Raw genomic sequence first — 17,116 nt, 5'->3', positions numbered from 1 at the left:
CCCCCGAACCCGGACGCACCGGCGCCGCGCTGGGTGCTGGGCGCCATCCCGTCCTTCTGCTGGGCGCTCTTCGCGGCCTCTCCGCCACCTCCGCGTCCGGCCTCCCCGGACCGCGCGGACGTGCCCTCCTGGCCCTGGGACTCCTGGGCACCGCCCTTCGCGGAGGTGCCCTTGGCGGAAGCGCCCTTCGCGGCGCCCCCCTTCGCGGAGGCCTTGCCGGAGGAGGCCTTGCCTTCGGAGGGCTTCGCCTTTTCGGCCGGTCCTTCCTCCCTGGGACCTCGAACGGGCACGCCCGGTCGGGGGATGTTGGGAGGAAGGCGGACGCTCATGGGACGGGGCCTCTAGGGAGGGGGAATCAGGCCAGGTTCTTCATGTGGACGACGAGGTTGCTGTCGTTGCTGCCCAGCGTGCTCGCGTCGTCGGTGGGGATGACGTAGCCCTGATCCGCGCCGACGTGCTTGCGGAAGAAGTCTACCACCTCCGAATCCTGCACGTTGGACGTGGTGCTCTTCTTGATGCCGTACGCCTGCCCGTCCGTACCCTTGGCCTTCACGGAGTCCGGGGCGGAATCCAGCAGGTTCTTCATCGTGCCCGACAGACGGCCGCCACTCTCCGGCTGCATGGTCATGGAGGCGTTGTGACCCTCGATGTAGCTGACGTCGTAGTAGGTGTTCCCGTGCCCGCCGTCGAACTTCACTTCACCGAGCGTCGCGTTCTTGCCGTCGCCAGCGTCGCTGCGGAAGTTGCCGGACCACCCGTCGGGGAACTGCACCGTCTGGGTCTCACCCGGCTTGAGGGTGACGGAGTCCACGGCCTTGTCACCCGCGTTGGGGGTGAAGTTCACCTTCATCGGCGTGGTGCCGTCGTTGACCAGGGTCATGGTGTTCTTGCCCTTCGACGCGCCCTGGGACTGAGAGGCGCCCTGGGGGCCCGCGACGGCCGGCTCCTTCTGCGCGGCGGGAGCGGGCGCCGGGGTCTGGACCGGCGCCGGGGCGGCGTCGCCCGCGACGGCCTCCTGCTGGGGCTGTGGCAGGGCGGCGGGCTGCTCACCGCCGAAGTCCGCGCCCTCGGCGCCCAGGTCCGGCACGCCGCCGCCGTCGAAGGAGTCCGCGCCCAGGCCCATCTGGCTGCCATTGGGCCCGACGACGCCCGTGTTCCCGCTGGCACCCTGGGGGCCCTGCGCGCCGCCGAGGCCCTCGCCGCCGAGGATCTTCGACAGCTCCCCCAGCACCTGGAGCGCGAGCATCTGGCCCAGCTTCTCCATGCCGCCCTTGGCCGCGCCGCCCACCGCGTCGAAGCCGTCCTGCTGGAGCAGGCCCTGCAGCGCGCCGCCCTTCAGCGAGTCCGCCGCGACCGGCGAGGGCCGCTGCATCGGAGACGCGAGCTCGGGGGCCTGGGTGCGGTGGAGGGAGGTGCTGGGAACAGACGACTTGGAGATGGGGGAGAGCGCCATGGCGATGTTCCTCGAAGAGAGCGGGTCGGCGGTGGAAGCCGACCGCGTCGGCTGATGTGGGGGGCTACAGCAGGAGGCGTGCCAGGGCCCACATGAGCGCGCCCGCTGCGCCAAACCTCCGGGATTGCTCGTGAAGGCCGGCGGGACGGTGGCCGTGCGGGAGGACCTGGAGGACAGCGTCCTGATGACTGCCGTTGGTCCCTGGTGTCTGGCGTCATCAGGCCGGGCCCCAAGAAACAAACCCGGGCCTCCACCGTGGAGGTGGAAGCCCGGGTCGTGGGGGAGGGGGATGATGTCGATGCGGGAGGGGGTGCTACGCCACGGCCTCGTGGGTCTCGTCGACGCCCTGGTAGTGGTAGGGGCCGCCTTCGTAGGGGGTGATGGCGTCGTCCGCCTTCTTGGTGCAGGCCGCGGCGGTGGGGTCGAAGGCCTGCCACTTGCCGTCGTCGCCCTTGAACTCCACCCAGGCGTGACCGCCTTCGGCCGTCTTGCCGAAGACGACGTGGGCCTCCACGCCCTCCTTCTCGAAGCGCTGCTCGGCCTCGATGGCCATGTCCACGCAGACGCCGGCCTTCGACGTGTCGAAGTTCGCGGCGTTGTCCATGGCGCTCTGCCACGACTTGCCGCCGGTGTAGTCGTACTTCCACGACGTGGCTTCCCTGGCGATGTCCTGCGCCACCTGCTCCGCGCCCTTGCCGGAAGCGGGGCCCTTCGCGTCCTGCGTCGGGGTGGAAGCCGTGCCCTGGGGCGCCAGGGTCTTCTGCTGCTGCACCGCGGGCGTGTTCTGGGGGACCGGCTGGGCCTTCTGGGCCGACCGGCCCTGGCCCTTCGACGGCTCGAAGCTGTCGCGGTGGTACGACTGCTGGAACTGTCGCGGCGCGACCTGCTTCGAGCCGCCGAGGCTGTCGGTGAGGCCCTGGATGTCCTTGGGGGACACGCCCAGTTGCCGCAACAGGGACGACAGCTCCGGGGGAAGCGTGCCAGCGCCCTGCTCCTGTCGCGGTGCTCCGCTGCCGTTGACGACCTTCACCACGACCTGCTGTCCGGCCCCGCCACAGCCCTGCGCGACACCGGAGGGACGCTGCGTGAAGGAGCTGGAGACAGACGGGCGGGAGAGGGGGGCGAGCGCCATGGGGCAGGTCCTCGGAAGGCAGGTGAAGGCCGACGTGCATCGGCGGGGATGCAGGGGGCTAGAGCACGGCCTGTGCCAACCCCGGTGCATGCTTCACGAAGCCCAACCCTTGGAAACTCCTGGTCGCGGCATCCCGGTCCCCCGTGACAATGCCTGTCACCTGATGACCGCGGTTCACGGACCGATGTCTGGCGTCATCACCCGGGGACACCGACCCCGCGCATCTACTGGGGCGGATTGACGACGAGATAGGTGACGTCGCTGCCGGAGTAGCGGGGCTGGTACCAGGTGCCACTGCAGTTCTGGTACGCCACGTTGTTGATCACGGTGGTGGTGCACGACGGCGGAATCGAATTCACCACGGACCCGACCGCGACGGCGGTGACCGTGGCGGCGGCCGCCACCCCGGCCGCTGCCGCGACGGGATGGTCGAAGTGGTCGTCGTCGACGTGGACATCCACATCGCGGTGCACGTCCACGTCGTGCACATCCACGTCGCGGTGCACGTCCACGTCCCGGTCGCGGTGCACGTCCACGTCCCGGTCGCGGTGCACGTTGGTGTTCACGCTGGTCCGCGCGGTGTTGTGCACCGAGCGGGCTTCGGTGCTCCCGGTGAAGACCCCGAGCGCGGCGACGAGTGCGAAGGCCTGGAGGCTCTTGAGGGGGCGCATGGCTAACGGCTCCTGTTGGGGGTGCTCCGACCGGCCCGTTGCCGGGCGTCCTCGAAGGCGATCCGGTGGGCGTCCCCGGGCGGGACGAAGTTGAACGACGCATCATCGAAGCGGGGCTTCAGGTTCCAGTCGAGCGTCGCGACGTGTTGCGGTTGCGACGGCTCCTGGACGCTCGTGACCACGAACTTCCTCGGCACGGGCCGGTCCCCCTTTTCAATCCACACCTGCCAGTCCACGTCGCCCTGCCGGAAGGCGTATTGGTCCGTGGCCACGCCCTCGACCGTGGCGGGCCCCACGTAGACGGCGGACTTGATCTGTTTGACGCTCGCCTTGTCGGTGCCCCAGTAGAAGAGGTCGACCAGCGGCAGCTCGACGCCGTAGCGCTGCTCGGCGGCCTCCAGGGTCTTCTCCAGGGTCGGTGGGGCCTTGAACGACGCGTAGAAGCCCGTGCCCGGTCCATTCACCGTGAAGTGCTTGCCGTCATAGAAGTACTGGCGCTGATTCAGGTCGGTCGCGCTGTCGACGCGGAGGCGGTCCGGACGCCGCGCGCGGATGTCCGCGGTCCCGGCGAACTGGACCTTCTGTCCCGTGTCGAGGATCGCGTCCGTGGTCGTCTTCGCCGTGACCTCGAAGGTCCGCTGGCAGCGAAGGAAGTCCCCCATCCGCTCCAGCGCGGCGATGGCCTGGGGCTCCACCGAGGCGGCCGTCTTGGAGGTCTTCTTGGAGGTCTTCTCCTGGGGGGTGGTCGCGGCGAGCGCGGGGGAACTCCAGCCCAACAGGCAGCCGGCGCAGAGCCCCCAAGCCGCCAACCGCTTCCTGTGATGCCTGTCTTTGACGCTCGGTCGCACGGCCGTCCCCCTCTTTCTTCCGGAAGCGAACACCTCTTCCGACATTCGCAACATGGGGACGTTGGAACGACGTGCAAGGACAGACGGGCGTGGGTGGCATTACCTGCCGGTGCGCGTGCCCCCAAGAAAAAGGCCCCCCTCCGCATGGGAGAGGGGCCGGAAGACTTCAGCGCCCTACGGTCAGGCCCTTCGGACGGTGGCCGATCGAATGGCCCGGAGCACCAATAGCAGCACCACCGCTCCAATGAATGCCACGAAGATGGTGCCCGCGAGTCCGCCGAACGGAGCACTCGTGCCGAGCGCCCGGAAGATGAAGCCGCCCAGGAACGCACCGACCACGCCCACCACGATGTCGCCCACCACGCCGTAACCGCCCCCGACCACCGCGGACGCGAGCCACCCGGCGATGAGGCCAATGACCGCCCACAACAGGATTGCTTCCAAGCCCATGTCGTTCCCCCTTCGCAAATGAATGGGAGCAACATGGGCACGATGCCTCCAGGATGCTTGCCCCACCCCCAAGGACGATGCCTCTCCGACCGGAGGGCCTGCATTCCAGGCCCCGCACCGTTCAGCAGCGGACGTACGTTGGTTTCAGGAGAAACAACGCGGGGCAAAACGCCCCATTTTGACGGAGGACATGCGCTCTGTTGGCATCTGGTGAACACCACGCCGCGAAGGCGGTAGGGAGTTCGTCGTGTCCATGAAGCGCATCTTTGAATCCGCTGAAGCGCCGTTGTGTTTCGACCGTGAGTCCTACCGGTGCCGTCACACGCTGCTGGGACATCCGGCGTTGGAGTTGGAGAACCTGGCGGGGGTGGCGCAGCGGCTGCCCGCCGACAACGTGTTCTTCAGCTCCGGCCTGCTGCCCAAGGACGCGGACTTCGACCGCGCGCACGTGGACCACCGCACCGGGCTGTCGCTGAAGGACACGGTGGAGAACATGATGACGAGCAATTCGTACATCATGCTTCGCGCACCGGAGCAGGACCCCAGCTTCAAGGAGTTGTTCCGCGCGCTGCTCGCGGAGGTGGAGTCGCTGATGCAGGCGCAGGGCGTGGGCCACACCGCCGTGGATCCAATGCTCTACCTGTTCATCGCCTCCCCTGGCAGCGTCACGCCCTTCCACCTGGACCGCTACTCCACGCTGTTGATGCAGTTCCGGGGGCGCAAGGCGGTGCACGTCTCACCGGCGTGGGATGAGCAGGTGGTGCCCGCGCCCGACCTGGAGTCGTTCGTCGTGCGCTCCGGCTCGCGGGTGAACTACCGGGACACCTTCGACGCGACGGCGACGCGCTACGAGTTCGGCCCCGGCGACGCGCTGCACATCCCCTTCGTGGCGCCGCACTACGTGAAGAACGGCCTGGAGGATGTCTCCGTGTCGCTCTCCATCATCTTCAACACGCGTGAGACGGCCCGCCACCTGCGCGCGCTGCGAGCCAACCACGCGCTGCGCACGCGCCTGGGACGCGTGGGGTACCGGCCCGTGCCGGTGAACCGCTTCCTTCCGTTGGATCACATGAAGAGCGGCGTGGAGCGCGTGGTCCGCCGGGCGCGCCAGCTCCTCCCCGCCTGATTCCCCCGGGGTCCGCGAGGCGCACAGACAGTGTCCGTGCGCCTCCGCCTGCGTCGTGGCAGGGCTCCGCTTATGGTGTGAGCCATGGCCCACGACGCGTTCATCACGAGCCTGGGGAAGTTCCTCCCCGGCGAACCCATTTCCAACGACGAGATGGAGGACTACCTCGGCAGGGTGCGGGGCAGCCCTTCGCGCGCGCGCAGCCGCGTGCTCTCCCAGAACGGCATCACCCACCGCCACTACGCCATCGACCGCGAGCAGAAGACGCTCTTTCGCAACTGGGACCTGGCGGTCCACGCCATCCATGACGCGCTGTCGCGCTCGCCCATCACGCTGAATGAGATGGACCTGCTCGTCACGGGCAGCACGCAGGGGGACCTGGTGCTGCCCGGCTTCGCCAGCCAGGTGCACCGGGCGCTCGGAGGCCCCGCGTGTGAAATCGCGTCCCTGCACGGCATCTGTTCCAGCGGCATGCAGGCCCTGCGCATGGCGTCGCTCCAGGTGGCCGCCGGGGTGTCGAAGCGGGCGGTGGTCTGCGCCAGCGAACTGGTCAGCCGCCTCATCAAGGCCAGCCACTACGAGGAGGTCGCCGGAGACGGGCCCGTTCCCTTCGACGCGGAGTTCCTGCGCTGGATGCTCTCCGACGGCGCGGGCGCGGCGGTGGTGCAGGACACACCGCACCCGACGCGCCTGTCCCTCAAGGTGGAGTGGATGGACATCCGCTCGCATGCGAACCGGCACGAGCTGGGCATGTCCGTGGGCGCCAACCGCGCTCCGGACGGCGGCTTCGGTCCCAGTTGGCTGGACGCGCCCGACGTCACGCAGGCCGCGGCCCAGGGCTTCTTCAACATCAAGCAGGACATCCGCCGGCTGGAGTCGCTGGTGGCGCTGGGCGTGGACGGCTTCTTCGCGCTGATGGACCAGGGGCGCATCAAGCCGGAGGAGCTGGACTGGTTCTGCGTCCACTACTCGTCCCACTACTTCAAGCAGCCCATCGTGAAGCTGCTGGAGAAGGGCGGCGTGCGCATCCCGGAGGAGCGCTGGTTCACCAACCTCTCCACGCGCGGCAACACCGGCTGCGCCTCCATCTTCCTCATGCTGGAGGAACTGGTGAACGAGGGGAAGGCGCGCCCCGGCCAGCGCATCTTCTGCATGGTGCCGGAGAGCGGCGGCTTCATCACCTGCTACGCCATGCTCACCGTCGTGGGCCCGGAGCGCGCGGCGCCCGAGGTTGGCGTCCAGGCCACATTGCCGGAGCCGGGCCCGCTGCCGCTCACCCCGAAGGTGGACGGCGATCCCTTGCGCGAGAAGCTGGTGCGCGAATTGACGCACGTCTGGGTGGACTTCGAATCCAGCCTGAACCAGGTGCCCATGTTGTCGAAGCTGAACCGCGGCGTCTTCACCGTGGAGGACTACCAATCGCTGCTCATCAACCTGCGCCAGCAGGTGGTGGAGGGTTCGCGGTGGATTGCCCGCGCGGCGTCCAGCATCACGGCGGACCACCTGGCGCTGCGCTCCTCCTTCATCCACCACGCCCGGGACGAACACCGGGACTACGAGATGCTGGAGCGGCACTACGTGTCGGTGGGCGGCTCCAAGGAGGCCATCACCCGCGCGCCGAAGAACATTGGCAGCGAGGCGCTGTCCGCGTGGATGTTCCAGCGCGCCAGCCAGGAGAACCCGTTCGACCTGCTGGGCGCGATGTTCATCATCGAGGGCCTGGGCAACCGGGTGGCGCGCCGCTGGGGCACGGCCATCAAGGACCAGCTCGGCCTCACGGACGACCAGGTGCGCTTCTTCCTGTACCACGGGGAAAATGACGCCACGCACCTGGACCGGCTGGACGGGGCGCTGGCCTCCGGCATCCTCACGCCGGAGCTGGCGGAGCGCGTCGTGAAGACGGCGAAGGTGACGGCGCGGCTGTACCGGTTGCAGTTGGAGGAGCTTGGCAATGTCTGAGCCCCTGCACCCGCTGTGGCTGGTTCCGTTCTGCGCGGGCTACTTCCTGCTCGCGGGGCTGGCCATCAACGTCGCCTACCACCGGGTGTTGTCGCACCGCTCGTTGAAGTTGAACCGCTGGCTGGAGCGGCTGTTCGTGACGGTGGGCCTGCCGGCGGGGACGCCCATCCAATGGGCGGGCAACCACCGCTGGCACCATTCGCACACGGACGTGGCGGGGGATCCGCACTCGCCCGTGCTGGACGGGTTCTGGTGGGCGCACGTGGGCTGGTACATCGGTACGCGCAACCCGGTGGTGTGCTTCCTGTACTCCGTCGCGGGGCCGCTGCGGGTGCTCTACGACGGGTGGCATCGGCCGCGCAGCAACCTGCAATACAACCATCTGGCGAAGGACGTGGCGGCGGACCCCTGGTACGCCTTCGTGAGCCGGCCCGGGCCGTACGCGGTCCTCTGCCTGCTCCACGTGCTGGCCCTGGTGGGAGGCGGCTACCTGCTCTTCGGGCCGGTGGGGGTGGCGGCGGCCTGGGGCATGCTGGTGGTCATCTTCAACCTGGGGGACGCCATCGACAGCGTGGCGCACCTCTGGGGCGAGCGTCCGTACGCGGAGGTGCATCAGGCGCGCAACGGCGTGTTCATGGGGTGGTTCACGCTGGGCGAGGGGTGGCATGCGAACCACCACAGCTTCCCGTCGAGCGCGCGGCACGGATTGTTGCCAGGACAGTTCGACTTCATCTGGCACGTGCTGCGATTGTTCGAGCGGCTGGGGCTTGCCAGCGACCTGCGCGTTCCGGCTCCGGCGGACATCGAAGCGCGCATGCACCGACCGGCGCCGTCGGGTCCCATTTCCGTCCCCCTGTCCCGGTGAACCATGGATCCCGTCGAACTGCTGAACAGCGAACCGCACGACCCGAGGGATCCCGACCCCTGGGTCGCGCTGTTCCTGGACCGCAGCCTGCCGATGCACGAGCGGACCAAGGCGGCGATGCTGGTGGATCAGCGTTCGCGGGCGAGGCAGTTCATGCTGCCGGTCATCCGGCCCATCGCGCGGCTGTGCATCATCCTGTTCCAGTGCATGAAGATCTTCATGCCCAACCGCTTCACGTCCTCGAAGCTGCTGCACCGGCTCTTGGCGTGGGGGCTGAAGACGTGGGTGAGCCCGGAGGCCAACTACCTCATCCTGCGGCACTTCCACGTGGGCTCGGAGATTCTCGACTTCATCGCCCGGAACGCGTCGGAGTTGAACGTGCCCACGAACCCCATCCGTCCGACGGAGCTGGTGCACGTCCGGGATGAGATCTTCCTGAACCACGACCTGAACCTCTACAACTTCGTCATCCGGCTGAGCCGTGCATTGAGGGACCAGGGGCGCACGTTGTCGCCGCCGGCGAAGCTGGACTTCAGTGGCGTGTCGGACGAGTTCCCCATCCAGGAGATGCCGAACGGGTGGACGAACTTCCTGGACCTGCAATCGGCCATCGAGCTCTTCACTCCGATGTATCAGTTGTTCCTCACGGACCGGGACTTCTGGCGCGCGAGCAATTCGTTGCAGTTGGATGAGACCATCGCCATCTACGTCGCGACGCTGCTCCAGGCGCCGGGGCTGGTGGCGCTGGTGAACAACCGCCATCCGCTGGTGCCATTGACGACGATGCGCGCGGGCTTCCGGTTGATGCTGCACGGCCTGTCCGCGGAGCTGCTCCACGGCTTCCTGGTGGAGTGCAAGCACGGCCGGATGCCGCAATTGGCGCGCATCGTGGCGCCCACGCTCCAACTGCCGGCACAGCCGGTGAGCGGGGCGGCGTAGGCGCTGCCCCCCCCGACACGCCGAAGCCGAGCGTCGTCCCACCGAATCGGTGCGAACAGCTCCGCTGCTTCAGGCGGATTGACGGGCCAGCCCTTAAAGATGCATCCTGAATGCATCTTTAAGGGCCCGGGTCCGGGCGGGGAGCTGCGACATGTCGAGCGTGTACGAGCAGATTGGCGGAGAGCCGGCGATGGCGGCGGCGGTGGAGCTCTTCTACCGGAAGGTGCTGGGCGACGAGCGCATCAGCCACTTCTTCGAGACCGTGGACATGGAGCGCCAGGCCGCGAAGCAGAAGGCGTTCCTGACGATGGTGTGCGGGGGCCCCGCGAACTACTCGGGCAAGGACATGCGCGAGGGCCACCGGCCGCTGGTCCAGCGCGGCTTGAATGAGACGCACTTCAACGCCGTGGCGGGGCACCTGAAGGAGACGCTGGAGGAGCTGGGCGTGTCCGCGGAGCTGGTGGGGAAGGTGATGGCGGTCGCGGAGGGGGCCCGGGCGGATGTGCTGAACCGCTGAGTCCGGAAAGGGGATCGCCATGGCGAAGGTGAAACACGAAGCCGCGTGGTACCCGCTGGAGTCCGGGGAGACGGTGCTGGACGGCCTCTTGCGGCAGGGCGTGAATGTGCCCCACGCGTGCAAGGCGGGCGCGTGCCAGTCCTGTCTGATGCGCGCGGTGGAGGGCACCGTGCCCCCGGCCGCGCAGGTCGGACTCAAGGACACGCTCCAGGCGCGCAACTACTTCCTCGCGTGCGCGTGCCGGCTCCCGGACGGCGCGGTGCTGGAGGTGGCGGGCGCCCGCGAGCTGCGCATCCCCGCGCGCATCGTCGCGTTGGAGTCGCTGTCCCCGGACGTGCTGTCAGTGCGGTTGGAGACGGAAGGCCCGCTCTCCTACCGGGCGGGGCAGTACGTCACGGTGGTGCGCGAAGACGGGCTTGCCCGCAGCTACTCGCTGGCGAGCCTGCCCCGGGAGCGCACCCTGGAGCTCCATGTGCGGCTCATTCCTGGGGGCGCCATGAGTGGCTGGCTGGCCCGGGACGTGCGGCCCGGCGAGCGCGTGGAGGTGCAGGGCCCGGCGGGAGATTGCTTCTACGTGCCCGGACAGCCGGAAGCTCCGTTGTTGCTGGCGGGTACGGGCACGGGGCTCGCGCCACTGTATGGGATTGTCCGGGACGCGCTGGAAGCCGGGCACACCGGGCCCATCCACCTGTTCCACGGCGCTCGGGAGCCGGGCGGCCTGTACCTCGTGGAGAGGCTGCGCGAATGGGCGGCGTGGCACCCGAACCTCCACTACCAGCCCACCGTGCTGGCAGGCGGCGGTGGGGACGTGCGCGAAGGGGCGCTGGAGGCGCTCGTGCTCGCCACCGTGCCGAAGCGGCCCACGGGCTGGCGGGCCTACCTCTGCGGGAACGCCGAAGGGGTGCTATCCCTGCGCAAGAAGCTCTTCCTGGCGGGGTTCTCGCTGAAGGACATCCACGCGGATGCCTTCCTGCCGAGCACGTCGCCAGCAGGGCGAGTCGCCGGAGCCGCCTGACCTTGCACCTGACCCTTCACGCTGACTATGCGCTGCGCGTCCTCATGTACCTGGCCGCGCGTCCTGACCGGCCCTCATCCACGCAGGAGATGGCGGACGCCTACGGCATCTCCAAGCACCACCTGGTGCGCGTGGTGCAGACCCTGGGACAGCAGGGCTGGGTGGAGGTGAAGCCGGGGCGCTCCGGGGGTGTGCTGCTGGCGAAGCCACCGGGGGACATCCGGCTGGGCAAGGTGGTGCGCGCGGGCGAACCGGACTTCCACCTGGTGGAGTGCTTCGACCGCGAGCGCAACACCTGTCCCATCGCGCCGGCCTGCGGCCTCAAGGGCGTGCTGGCGGAGGCCCGGGACGCGTTCCTGGCCACGCTGGACAAGTACACGCTGGAGGACCTGCTGCGCCGCTCCAAGCCGGGCCTGGCCGACCTCTTCTTCCCCACGGCCACATCGGAGGGCTGAAGCCCCCGACGTGGCCGGGAAGAGGTTCAGCGACCGTACGTGCCGACGAGCGTGGCGCGCGCGAGCGTGTGGCTGAACAGGTTGAAGCCGAGCAGGCCGGGAGAGGCGTCCTTCGGCACGTCGAGCGACTCCACGTCCACGGCGTGCACGACGATGAAGTAGCGGTGCGCGCCATGGCCCGGCGGAGGCGCGGCGCCGATGTAGCGGGCGATGCCGCCGTCGTTGCGCAACTGGAAGGCGCCGGAGGGGAGCTTCTTGCCGTCCTCGGAGCCCGCGTCGGTGGGGAGGCTGGTGGTGGAGCGGGGCAGGTTGACCACGGCCCAGTGCCAGAAGCCGCTCGCGGTGGGCGCGTCCGGGTCGTAGACGGTGACGACGAAGCTCTGGGTGCCTTCCGGGAAGCCGCTCCAGGAAAGCTGCGGCGACACGTCCTTGCCGCCCGCGCCGAAGATGCCGCTGAGCTGCGCGGTGGACAGTGTCTGCCCGTCGCGCACGTCGGTGCTGGTGACGGTGAAGGAGGGCACCTTGGGCAGGGCGTCGTAGGGATTGACCTTCATGCGGCGGGCTCCAGGGGAAGAAGAGGGGGCGCGAAAATAACCACCCGCACCGGGAGGCGCGCGCCCCCGCACACCGACTGTCGCAATGTGGAGGGATGGCGCTTCAGCGGGTGGCCCTTCTCGCCCGGTACTCCATGGTCAGTTCTTGCAGGGCCTTGATCATCTTCTCATCCTCGATCGAGAAGGGATCGCACTGCCCCGTCAGCCGGGAGGCGGCGATTGCAATCGCCTGTCCCACGCGGAGATCAGGCTCTTCCGCCAGGAAGTTCAGGAGTGCTTCCATGACCTGTTCTGGAAGTCGCTTCGGGCTCATGCCGCCGCATCCTACTGTCCGGCCCGATGCCCGGGAGGAGCCCTCCGTGGAGCTGAAAGAATCGGGACGCGGCGCGGACGAGGACTGAAAGTGTGTGGCCTCGTGCGGTGTCTTCGCGATGACGAGGCGCGTTGCGCGACCGTCGTTGACAGGGGACACCCGGGCCCGGACAGTCGCGCGCGCCATGGCCACCTATCCTGCGTCTCCCCGTGAAGCCTTCCTCCAGCTTCGCTCGCTCGCCGAGGCGCTGAGCCAACCGGAGACGCGGGGCCAGGCGCTGGTGGAGCTGCGGGCACTGGCGGAGCTGTCGCGCGACAAACCCGAGGGCGCACCGCTGCGCCTCGCGTCGGTGGTGGTCGCCGTGGGCGCATCCCAGGAGCGGCTGGAGCTGCTCATCCCGCCGTCCATCTTCGCGCCCGAGGCGTGGGCCTTCACCTTCCTGGAAGGCCTGCTCAAGGTCCCGCTGGACGAGTACGCCGGCAAGCACCTGGTGGAGGTGGGCGCGGGCTCCGGGTGGATCTGCATCGCGCTGGCGAAGTTCACCGGCCTCGCGCGCATCCGCGGCCTGGACCTCAATCCGCAGGCTCCCGCCGTGGGCCTCTGCAATGCGTGGCTCAACGGCGACGAACAACTCGTCTCGCGGCTGTCCTTCGGGGAGAGCGACCTCTTGCGCGGCCTGCCCCAGAAGCCCGACTGGGACTTCATCGTCGGGTGCATTCCCCAGGTGCTTCGCGGTGACGAGCTGCCGGCGGAGCTCGCACAGGCGGATGAGCAGGCCCTGCTGGACCTGTCCAACTACACCTCGCTCCAGAACGTCTACGAGGACCACTTCGGCCTTGGCCTCATCGCGCGGCTGCTGGACGAGGCCCCGGAGCGGCTCCACTCCGGTGGACGGTTGCTCCTGAACCTCGCGGGCCGTCCGGGCCGCGCCATCATCGCGCGCATGTTCACCCGCCGCGGCTTCACCACCCGCGTGCGCGTGGCCCGCCGCGTGATGCAGGCGGCGGACACGGACATCCGTCCCCTGGTCTCCCTGGAGCAGCGCACCGGACGGGAGTTCGAGTTCTTCATGGAGGCCCACAGCCCGGAGCCTCTGCGCGCCGCGACCGCGCTCGGCTGGCTCCAGTCCGGCCAGCCCATCTGGCACGAAGTGGCCGTGTGGGAAGCGCACCTGTCGCTGCCCCGGGAGACGCTGGCCCTGCGCGCCGCCCTGCGCAGCCTGGGCATCGCTTCGCTCCAAGAGGAGCTGGACCTGGGCACCGCGTCCGCCGAACAGCTCGGCTTCGTCACGGCGCTCGCGGAGCGGCTGTCGCAGTCGCCCCGTCTGCCCTATGCGCACGAAGCGGGCGATGCGTCCTTCCGCCGGCTGGTGGCCCGCTACCTGGACCGCCACTTCGGACTGCGCCTGTCGGAGGACTCCCTGTTCGTCGCGCCCGAGCGTGAGCAGGCCGTCTATTCGCTGCTGCTCGCCACGTGCGATCCGGGCGACACGGTGCTGGTGTCGCGCAGCCTGCACCCGCTCTACGCCCGCGCGCTGGACAAGGCGGGCGTGCGCGCCACGGTGACGCACAACGCGCTGGGGGAGATCCGCCGGCTGCTCACCGCCTTCGACGTGAAGGCCGTGCTGCTGACGGTGGAGCCCGGTGAGCGCACGAACCTCGCGGTGCTGCGCGACATCGTGGCGGAGGCCGCGCGGCGCGGCATCTGGGTGGTGCTGGACGAGAGCGCCTTCTTCAACATCACCGGCGAAGTGGAGCCGCGCACGCTCTTCGAATTCCTCGCGAGGACCCAGCACGCACCCAATCTGGTCATCCTGTACGGGCTCATCAAGAACGCGGTGTGGCCGGACCTGGAATTGACGCTGCTCTTGCCCGTGCCCGAACCGCTGCGCGCCGACCTGGAGGTGGCCGCGGAGGTGACATACTCGCGCATCAGCGTCTTCGCGGAGTGGTTCTACGAGCGCACCTTCTCTGAACTGCTCGCCTTCCGCATGGCCTTCGCGGAGCCGGAGCCGCCCATGCCGCCCCGCGCACCCGAAGTGCCGCTGCCCCGCGCGCAGCGCATCGCCCGGCTGTCCGCCCTGCCCGCGTTCGCCCCCCGCTTCTTCCGCGAGGACGACCCGGAGCTCGTGCGCCTGGACTACGGCGAGAACGAAGGCCCGCTGCCGCTGCCGCTGGTGGAAGGGCTCATCGCGGCGGGAGTCGCCCCGCGCGCGGATTCCACGCAGACGGGCCTGGCCGAATCCGTGGCGGCTTTCCTCCTGGAGACGCGCGGCGCCCGCTACACCGCCGAGGACGTGGTCGTGGCCCCCGGTGTCTGGCCCCTCATGCACCACCTGGGCGTGGCGCTGCGCAAGCGGCTGGGCCGGGGGCCGCGCGTGTTCCTCGTCTCGCCCTGCTACGGCGTGCTGGAACCCACGTTCCTCGCTGCGGGCTGTGAGGTGGAGTCAGGGCCGCTCTCCACGCTGCTGACGCGCCGTTCACGCGGCGGGGCACCGGACGCGGTGGTGATGTCCCAGCCGGCGAACCCCACGGGCCACTACCTCTCCCACGAGGAGTTGATGGCGCTGGCGACGTACGTGGTGGAGCAGCGCTGCCTGTGGGTGTCGGACGAAATCTTCGGGTTGGTGAACCTCACCAATCCCACGGCGGAGACCGTGCACAGCCCGGTAACGCTGGAGGGCGCGGTGCCCGGCATTGGCGCGCACACGGTGCTGCTGGGGGGACTGTCCAAGGAGTTCGCGGCCGGGGGCCTGCGCGTGGGCTGGCTCGCGACGAAGGACCGGGCCCTGGTGGCGGCGCTGCGCGACAGCGCCCCGGGCGTGCTGCACGCGCCCACCGCGCGCGCGGCGGCGTACCTGTACGCGGCCCATGCCCGGGGCCCGGACGGACAGTTGCTCTATCCGGCGCGACACAAGGCGCTCCGGGCCTTCCTGGCGAGGATGCGGCGCGACCTCGCGGAGAAGCGCGCGCTCATCGCCGAAGCGCTGCCCGACGACGGCCGCGCGGAGTCCACCGAGGCGGGAGGCCTCTTCCTCGCGCCCCCCATGACGGCCTGGCTGGGCCGCACGGTGGACGGGGTGAAGCTCACGCCGGAGAACCTGCCCCGCGTCGTCTACGAGCACACCCACGTGGTGCTCAACGGCGGGGCGTGGTGCGGAGACCCGGAGCGCGTGCGCGCGGTGTTCTCCATCCCCAGGGAGAAGCTGCTCAAGGCCCGCGACCGGCTGCGCGCCTTCGGACAGCGGCTGCGCTGACCCTGGCGGACTACACTCTTCCCCCATGCCCAGACTCCTCGCCCTGTTGTTCTGCTGCCTGCCCACGGCCGTGCTCGCGGCCTCCGAGTCCTGGCTGGTGACGACCGACCTGTGGGGCAATCCCGCCTACCAGACGCTCACGCTGGAGCGCGCCGGGAAGCGGCTCACCGGCGTGCTGGACGGAGACGCGCTGGAGGGCGAGCGCGTGGGCAACGACCTCCGCTTCGTCGTCACGGATGCGCGCAAGCAGACGTATGTCTTCAGCGGCAAGGTGGGCGGGGAGGTGCTGCGCGGTACCGCGGACTACCCGGACAGCAACAACCCGAAGACGCGCGTGACGCACGCCTTCACGGCCCGGTTGCTTCCCGTGCGCCCCGCCGGCCCGCCGCGCGTGCATGAGTTCAAGCCCACCTCGTGGTCCAACGAATTCTCCGCCCACCGCAAGCCGGTCCTCACGCTCTGGCCGGGAGACACCGTGCGCACCACGACGCTCGACTCGGGCGGCATGGACGAGCACGGCGTCACGCGCGCGCTCTTCGGCAATCCGCAGACAGGTCCCTTCTTCATCGCCACCGCGGAGCCGGGGGACACGCTGGTCATCCGGCTCAAGCGCCTGCGATTGAACCGGACGTTCGCGGACAGCCTGGACAGCATCGTGGGCCGGGCCCTCACGCCGGGCCTCGCCGCGAAGGCGACGGAGCTGGGCAAGCCCGTGCGCTGGAAGCTGGACCTGGAGCGCGGCGTCGCGAGCCCGGAGACCCCGACGGAGCGCTTGAAGCACTTCACCGTCCCGCTGCGCCCCATGCTGGGCGGACTGGCGGTGGCGCCAGGGTTCGGGTCCGCGTCTGCGTCCACCGGCGACACGGGCCGCGCTGGCGGCAACATGGACTTCAACGAGGTGGTGGAGGGCAACACCGTCTTCCTGCCCGTGTCCCAGCCGGGCGCGCTGCTCTACCTGGGGGACGCGCACGCCGCGCAGGGCGATGGCGAAACGTCGCAGTACGCGCTGGAGACCTCCATGGAGGTCGAGTTCACCGTGGACGTGGTGCGCGGCAAGGCGCCTCCTTCCACGCCCCGCGTGGAGTCGCCCACGCACCTGATGGCGTTGGGGCAGGGTGGTTCGCTGGACGACGCGCTGCGGTCGGCGACGCAGGGCCTCACGCAGTGGCTGGAGCAGGAGTACGGCCTCACCCTGTCGGAGAGCGCGCAGGTGCTGGGCAGCTCCGTGCAGTACGTCGTCGCGAACCTCGCGGGGCGCAGCGTGGGCGTCGTCGCGAAGCTGGAGAAGGCGCGGCTCGCGAAGCTGCTCCCCGTCGGGAGGTAGGCCGGGCCCTGTTGCCTCCCGGTCCACGCGGGAGCGCGCTTTTGTAGCCTGCCAGCCCACGAACGCGGAGCGCCTGCCTCCGTCGCGCCCTCACGGCCCGAGGGACGCGCGACCTTCGCGTCGCCCCGGGCCTGCTGGTACGGCGCTTGAAGAGGTGAGCGGGCTCCTGGCTCGCCGGGAGCGGACGCGGAGTGCGCCCGGAGCAAGCGGAAGGGAGACTGGCCGATGCCGGGCCTCGT

16 protein-coding genes and 1 pseudogene are annotated in these 17,116 nt (G+C 69.5%); 9 read left to right on the top strand and 8 right to left on the bottom strand.

Features of this window, described 5'->3' with window-relative positions; genetic code table 11:
• From D7V88_RS11035 to D7V88_RS11005, 6 genes and pseudogenes are all read right to left on the bottom strand, one after another.
• Window positions 1-329: pseudogene (locus tag D7V88_RS11035) on the bottom strand (hypothetical protein); the annotation flags it as partial.
• A gap of 26 nt (window positions 330-355) precedes the next feature.
• Complete coding sequence (locus D7V88_RS11030; RefSeq protein WP_120540583.1) at window positions 356-1,453, bottom strand: hypothetical protein; 1,098 nt, start codon at window positions 1,451-1,453, stop codon at window positions 356-358.
• Window positions 1,454-1,766: 313 nt separating this feature from the next.
• Window positions 1,767-2,585 (bottom strand): transglutaminase-like domain-containing protein, encoded by an 819-nt coding sequence (locus D7V88_RS11025; RefSeq protein WP_120540582.1) that lies wholly within the window; start codon window positions 2,583-2,585, stop codon window positions 1,767-1,769.
• Between the two features lie 224 nt (window positions 2,586-2,809).
• Window positions 2,810-3,256 (bottom strand): hypothetical protein, encoded by a 447-nt coding sequence (locus tag D7V88_RS43000; protein WP_158625060.1) that lies wholly within the window; start codon window positions 3,254-3,256, stop codon window positions 2,810-2,812.
• Between the two features lie 2 nt (window positions 3,257-3,258).
• On the bottom strand, window positions 3,259-4,065 hold the full coding sequence (locus D7V88_RS11010) for a DUF2092 domain-containing protein (RefSeq protein WP_158625059.1): 807 nt from the start codon (window positions 4,063-4,065) through the stop codon (window positions 3,259-3,261).
• A 219-nt stretch (window positions 4,066-4,284) separates the two neighbouring features.
• On the bottom strand, window positions 4,285-4,554 hold the full coding sequence (locus tag D7V88_RS11005; protein WP_120532443.1) for a GlsB/YeaQ/YmgE family stress response membrane protein: 270 nt from the start codon (window positions 4,552-4,554) through the stop codon (window positions 4,285-4,287).
• A 253-nt stretch (window positions 4,555-4,807) separates the two neighbouring features.
• On the opposite strand from D7V88_RS11005, the gene D7V88_RS11000 reads away from it, so the two are divergent.
• The 7 genes from D7V88_RS11000 to D7V88_RS10970 all read left to right on the top strand — a co-directional run bounded on the left by D7V88_RS11000 (window position 4,808) and on the right by D7V88_RS10970 (window position 11,430).
• Window positions 4,808-5,680, top strand: a complete 873-nt coding sequence (locus D7V88_RS11000) for a cupin-like domain-containing protein (protein ID WP_120540578.1) — start codon at window positions 4,808-4,810, stop codon at window positions 5,678-5,680.
• A gap of 84 nt (window positions 5,681-5,764) precedes the next feature.
• On the top strand, window positions 5,765-7,639 hold the full coding sequence (locus tag D7V88_RS10995) for a StlD/DarB family beta-ketosynthase (protein ID WP_120540577.1): 1,875 nt from the start codon (window positions 5,765-5,767) through the stop codon (window positions 7,637-7,639).
• Window positions 7,632-8,504, top strand: coding sequence for an acyl-CoA desaturase (locus D7V88_RS10990; protein ID WP_120540576.1), 873 nt, complete (start codon window positions 7,632-7,634; stop codon window positions 8,502-8,504). Before D7V88_RS10995 ends, D7V88_RS10990 begins: the two co-directional genes overlap by 8 nt.
• A gap of 3 nt (window positions 8,505-8,507) precedes the next feature.
• On the top strand, window positions 8,508-9,443 hold the full coding sequence (locus D7V88_RS10985; RefSeq protein WP_120540575.1) for a DUF6999 family protein: 936 nt from the start codon (window positions 8,508-8,510) through the stop codon (window positions 9,441-9,443).
• 151 nt (window positions 9,444-9,594) lie between these two features.
• Entirely contained in the window at window positions 9,595-9,960 is a 366-nt protein-coding gene (locus D7V88_RS10980; protein ID WP_120532438.1) for a group I truncated hemoglobin, read from the top strand.
• Window positions 9,961-9,979: 19 nt separating this feature from the next.
• Window positions 9,980-10,975, top strand: coding sequence for a 2Fe-2S iron-sulfur cluster-binding protein (locus tag D7V88_RS10975; protein WP_120540574.1), 996 nt, complete (start codon window positions 9,980-9,982; stop codon window positions 10,973-10,975).
• Window positions 10,976-10,977: 2 nt separating this feature from the next.
• On the top strand, window positions 10,978-11,430 hold the full coding sequence (locus D7V88_RS10970; RefSeq protein WP_120540573.1) for an RrF2 family transcriptional regulator: 453 nt from the start codon (window positions 10,978-10,980) through the stop codon (window positions 11,428-11,430).
• Between the two features lie 26 nt (window positions 11,431-11,456).
• Here the strand turns inward: D7V88_RS10970 and D7V88_RS10965 are convergent, their stop codons facing one another.
• Together D7V88_RS10965 and D7V88_RS10960 are read right to left on the bottom strand one after the other, a co-directional pair.
• Entirely contained in the window at window positions 11,457-11,984 is a 528-nt protein-coding gene (locus D7V88_RS10965; protein ID WP_120540572.1) for a YbhB/YbcL family Raf kinase inhibitor-like protein, read from the bottom strand.
• Window positions 11,985-12,087: 103 nt separating this feature from the next.
• Complete coding sequence (locus D7V88_RS10960; protein WP_147448682.1) at window positions 12,088-12,297, bottom strand: hypothetical protein; 210 nt, start codon at window positions 12,295-12,297, stop codon at window positions 12,088-12,090.
• Between the two features lie 184 nt (window positions 12,298-12,481).
• Here D7V88_RS10960 and D7V88_RS10955 point away from each other — a divergent pair, with 184 nt between their 5' ends.
• Both D7V88_RS10955 and D7V88_RS10950 read left to right on the top strand, forming a co-directional pair.
• Window positions 12,482-15,553 (top strand): aminotransferase class I/II-fold pyridoxal phosphate-dependent enzyme, encoded by a 3,072-nt coding sequence (locus D7V88_RS10955; protein WP_120540570.1) that lies wholly within the window; start codon window positions 12,482-12,484, stop codon window positions 15,551-15,553.
• Window positions 15,554-15,578: 25 nt separating this feature from the next.
• Window positions 15,579-16,877 (top strand): acetamidase/formamidase family protein, encoded by a 1,299-nt coding sequence (locus D7V88_RS10950; RefSeq protein WP_120540569.1) that lies wholly within the window; start codon window positions 15,579-15,581, stop codon window positions 16,875-16,877.
• Window positions 16,878-17,116 lie beyond the last annotated feature (239 nt).

Source organism: Corallococcus terminator (assembly GCF_003611635.1).
In the GTDB taxonomy this organism is placed as follows: domain Bacteria; phylum Myxococcota; class Myxococcia; order Myxococcales; family Myxococcaceae; genus Corallococcus; species Corallococcus terminator.
Note: the sequence above shows the minus strand (reverse complement) of the source record. Positions and strands in the feature narration are given on the sequence as shown.

Bases quoted from the DNA above. Each gene is read 5' to 3' on its own strand.
- D7V88_RS11030 (WP_120540583.1), bottom strand. From the start codon at position 1,453: ATGGCGCTCTCCCCCATCTCCAAGTCGTCTGTTCCCAGCACCTCCCTC.
- D7V88_RS11025 (WP_120540582.1), bottom strand. From the start codon at position 2,585: ATGGCGCTCGCCCCCCTCTCCCGCCCGTCTGTCTCCAGCTCCTTCACG.
- D7V88_RS43000 (WP_158625060.1), bottom strand. From the start codon at position 3,256: ATGCGCCCCCTCAAGAGCCTCCAGGCCTTCGCACTCGTCGCCGCGCTC.
- D7V88_RS11005 (WP_120532443.1), bottom strand. From the start codon at position 4,554: ATGGGCTTGGAAGCAATCCTGTTGTGGGCGGTCATTGGCCTCATCGCC.
- D7V88_RS11000 (WP_120540578.1), top strand. From the start codon at position 4,808: ATGAAGCGCATCTTTGAATCCGCTGAAGCGCCGTTGTGTTTCGACCGT.
- D7V88_RS10995 (WP_120540577.1), top strand. From the start codon at position 5,765: ATGGCCCACGACGCGTTCATCACGAGCCTGGGGAAGTTCCTCCCCGGC.
- D7V88_RS10990 (WP_120540576.1), top strand. From the start codon at position 7,632: ATGTCTGAGCCCCTGCACCCGCTGTGGCTGGTTCCGTTCTGCGCGGGC.
- D7V88_RS10985 (WP_120540575.1), top strand. From the start codon at position 8,508: ATGGATCCCGTCGAACTGCTGAACAGCGAACCGCACGACCCGAGGGAT.
- D7V88_RS10980 (WP_120532438.1), top strand. From the start codon at position 9,595: ATGTCGAGCGTGTACGAGCAGATTGGCGGAGAGCCGGCGATGGCGGCG.
- D7V88_RS10975 (WP_120540574.1), top strand. From the start codon at position 9,980: ATGGCGAAGGTGAAACACGAAGCCGCGTGGTACCCGCTGGAGTCCGGG.
- D7V88_RS10965 (WP_120540572.1), bottom strand. From the start codon at position 11,984: ATGAAGGTCAATCCCTACGACGCCCTGCCCAAGGTGCCCTCCTTCACC.
- D7V88_RS10960 (WP_147448682.1), bottom strand. From the start codon at position 12,297: ATGAGCCCGAAGCGACTTCCAGAACAGGTCATGGAAGCACTCCTGAAC.
- D7V88_RS10955 (WP_120540570.1), top strand. From the start codon at position 12,482: ATGGCCACCTATCCTGCGTCTCCCCGTGAAGCCTTCCTCCAGCTTCGC.
- D7V88_RS10950 (WP_120540569.1), top strand. From the start codon at position 15,579: ATGCCCAGACTCCTCGCCCTGTTGTTCTGCTGCCTGCCCACGGCCGTG.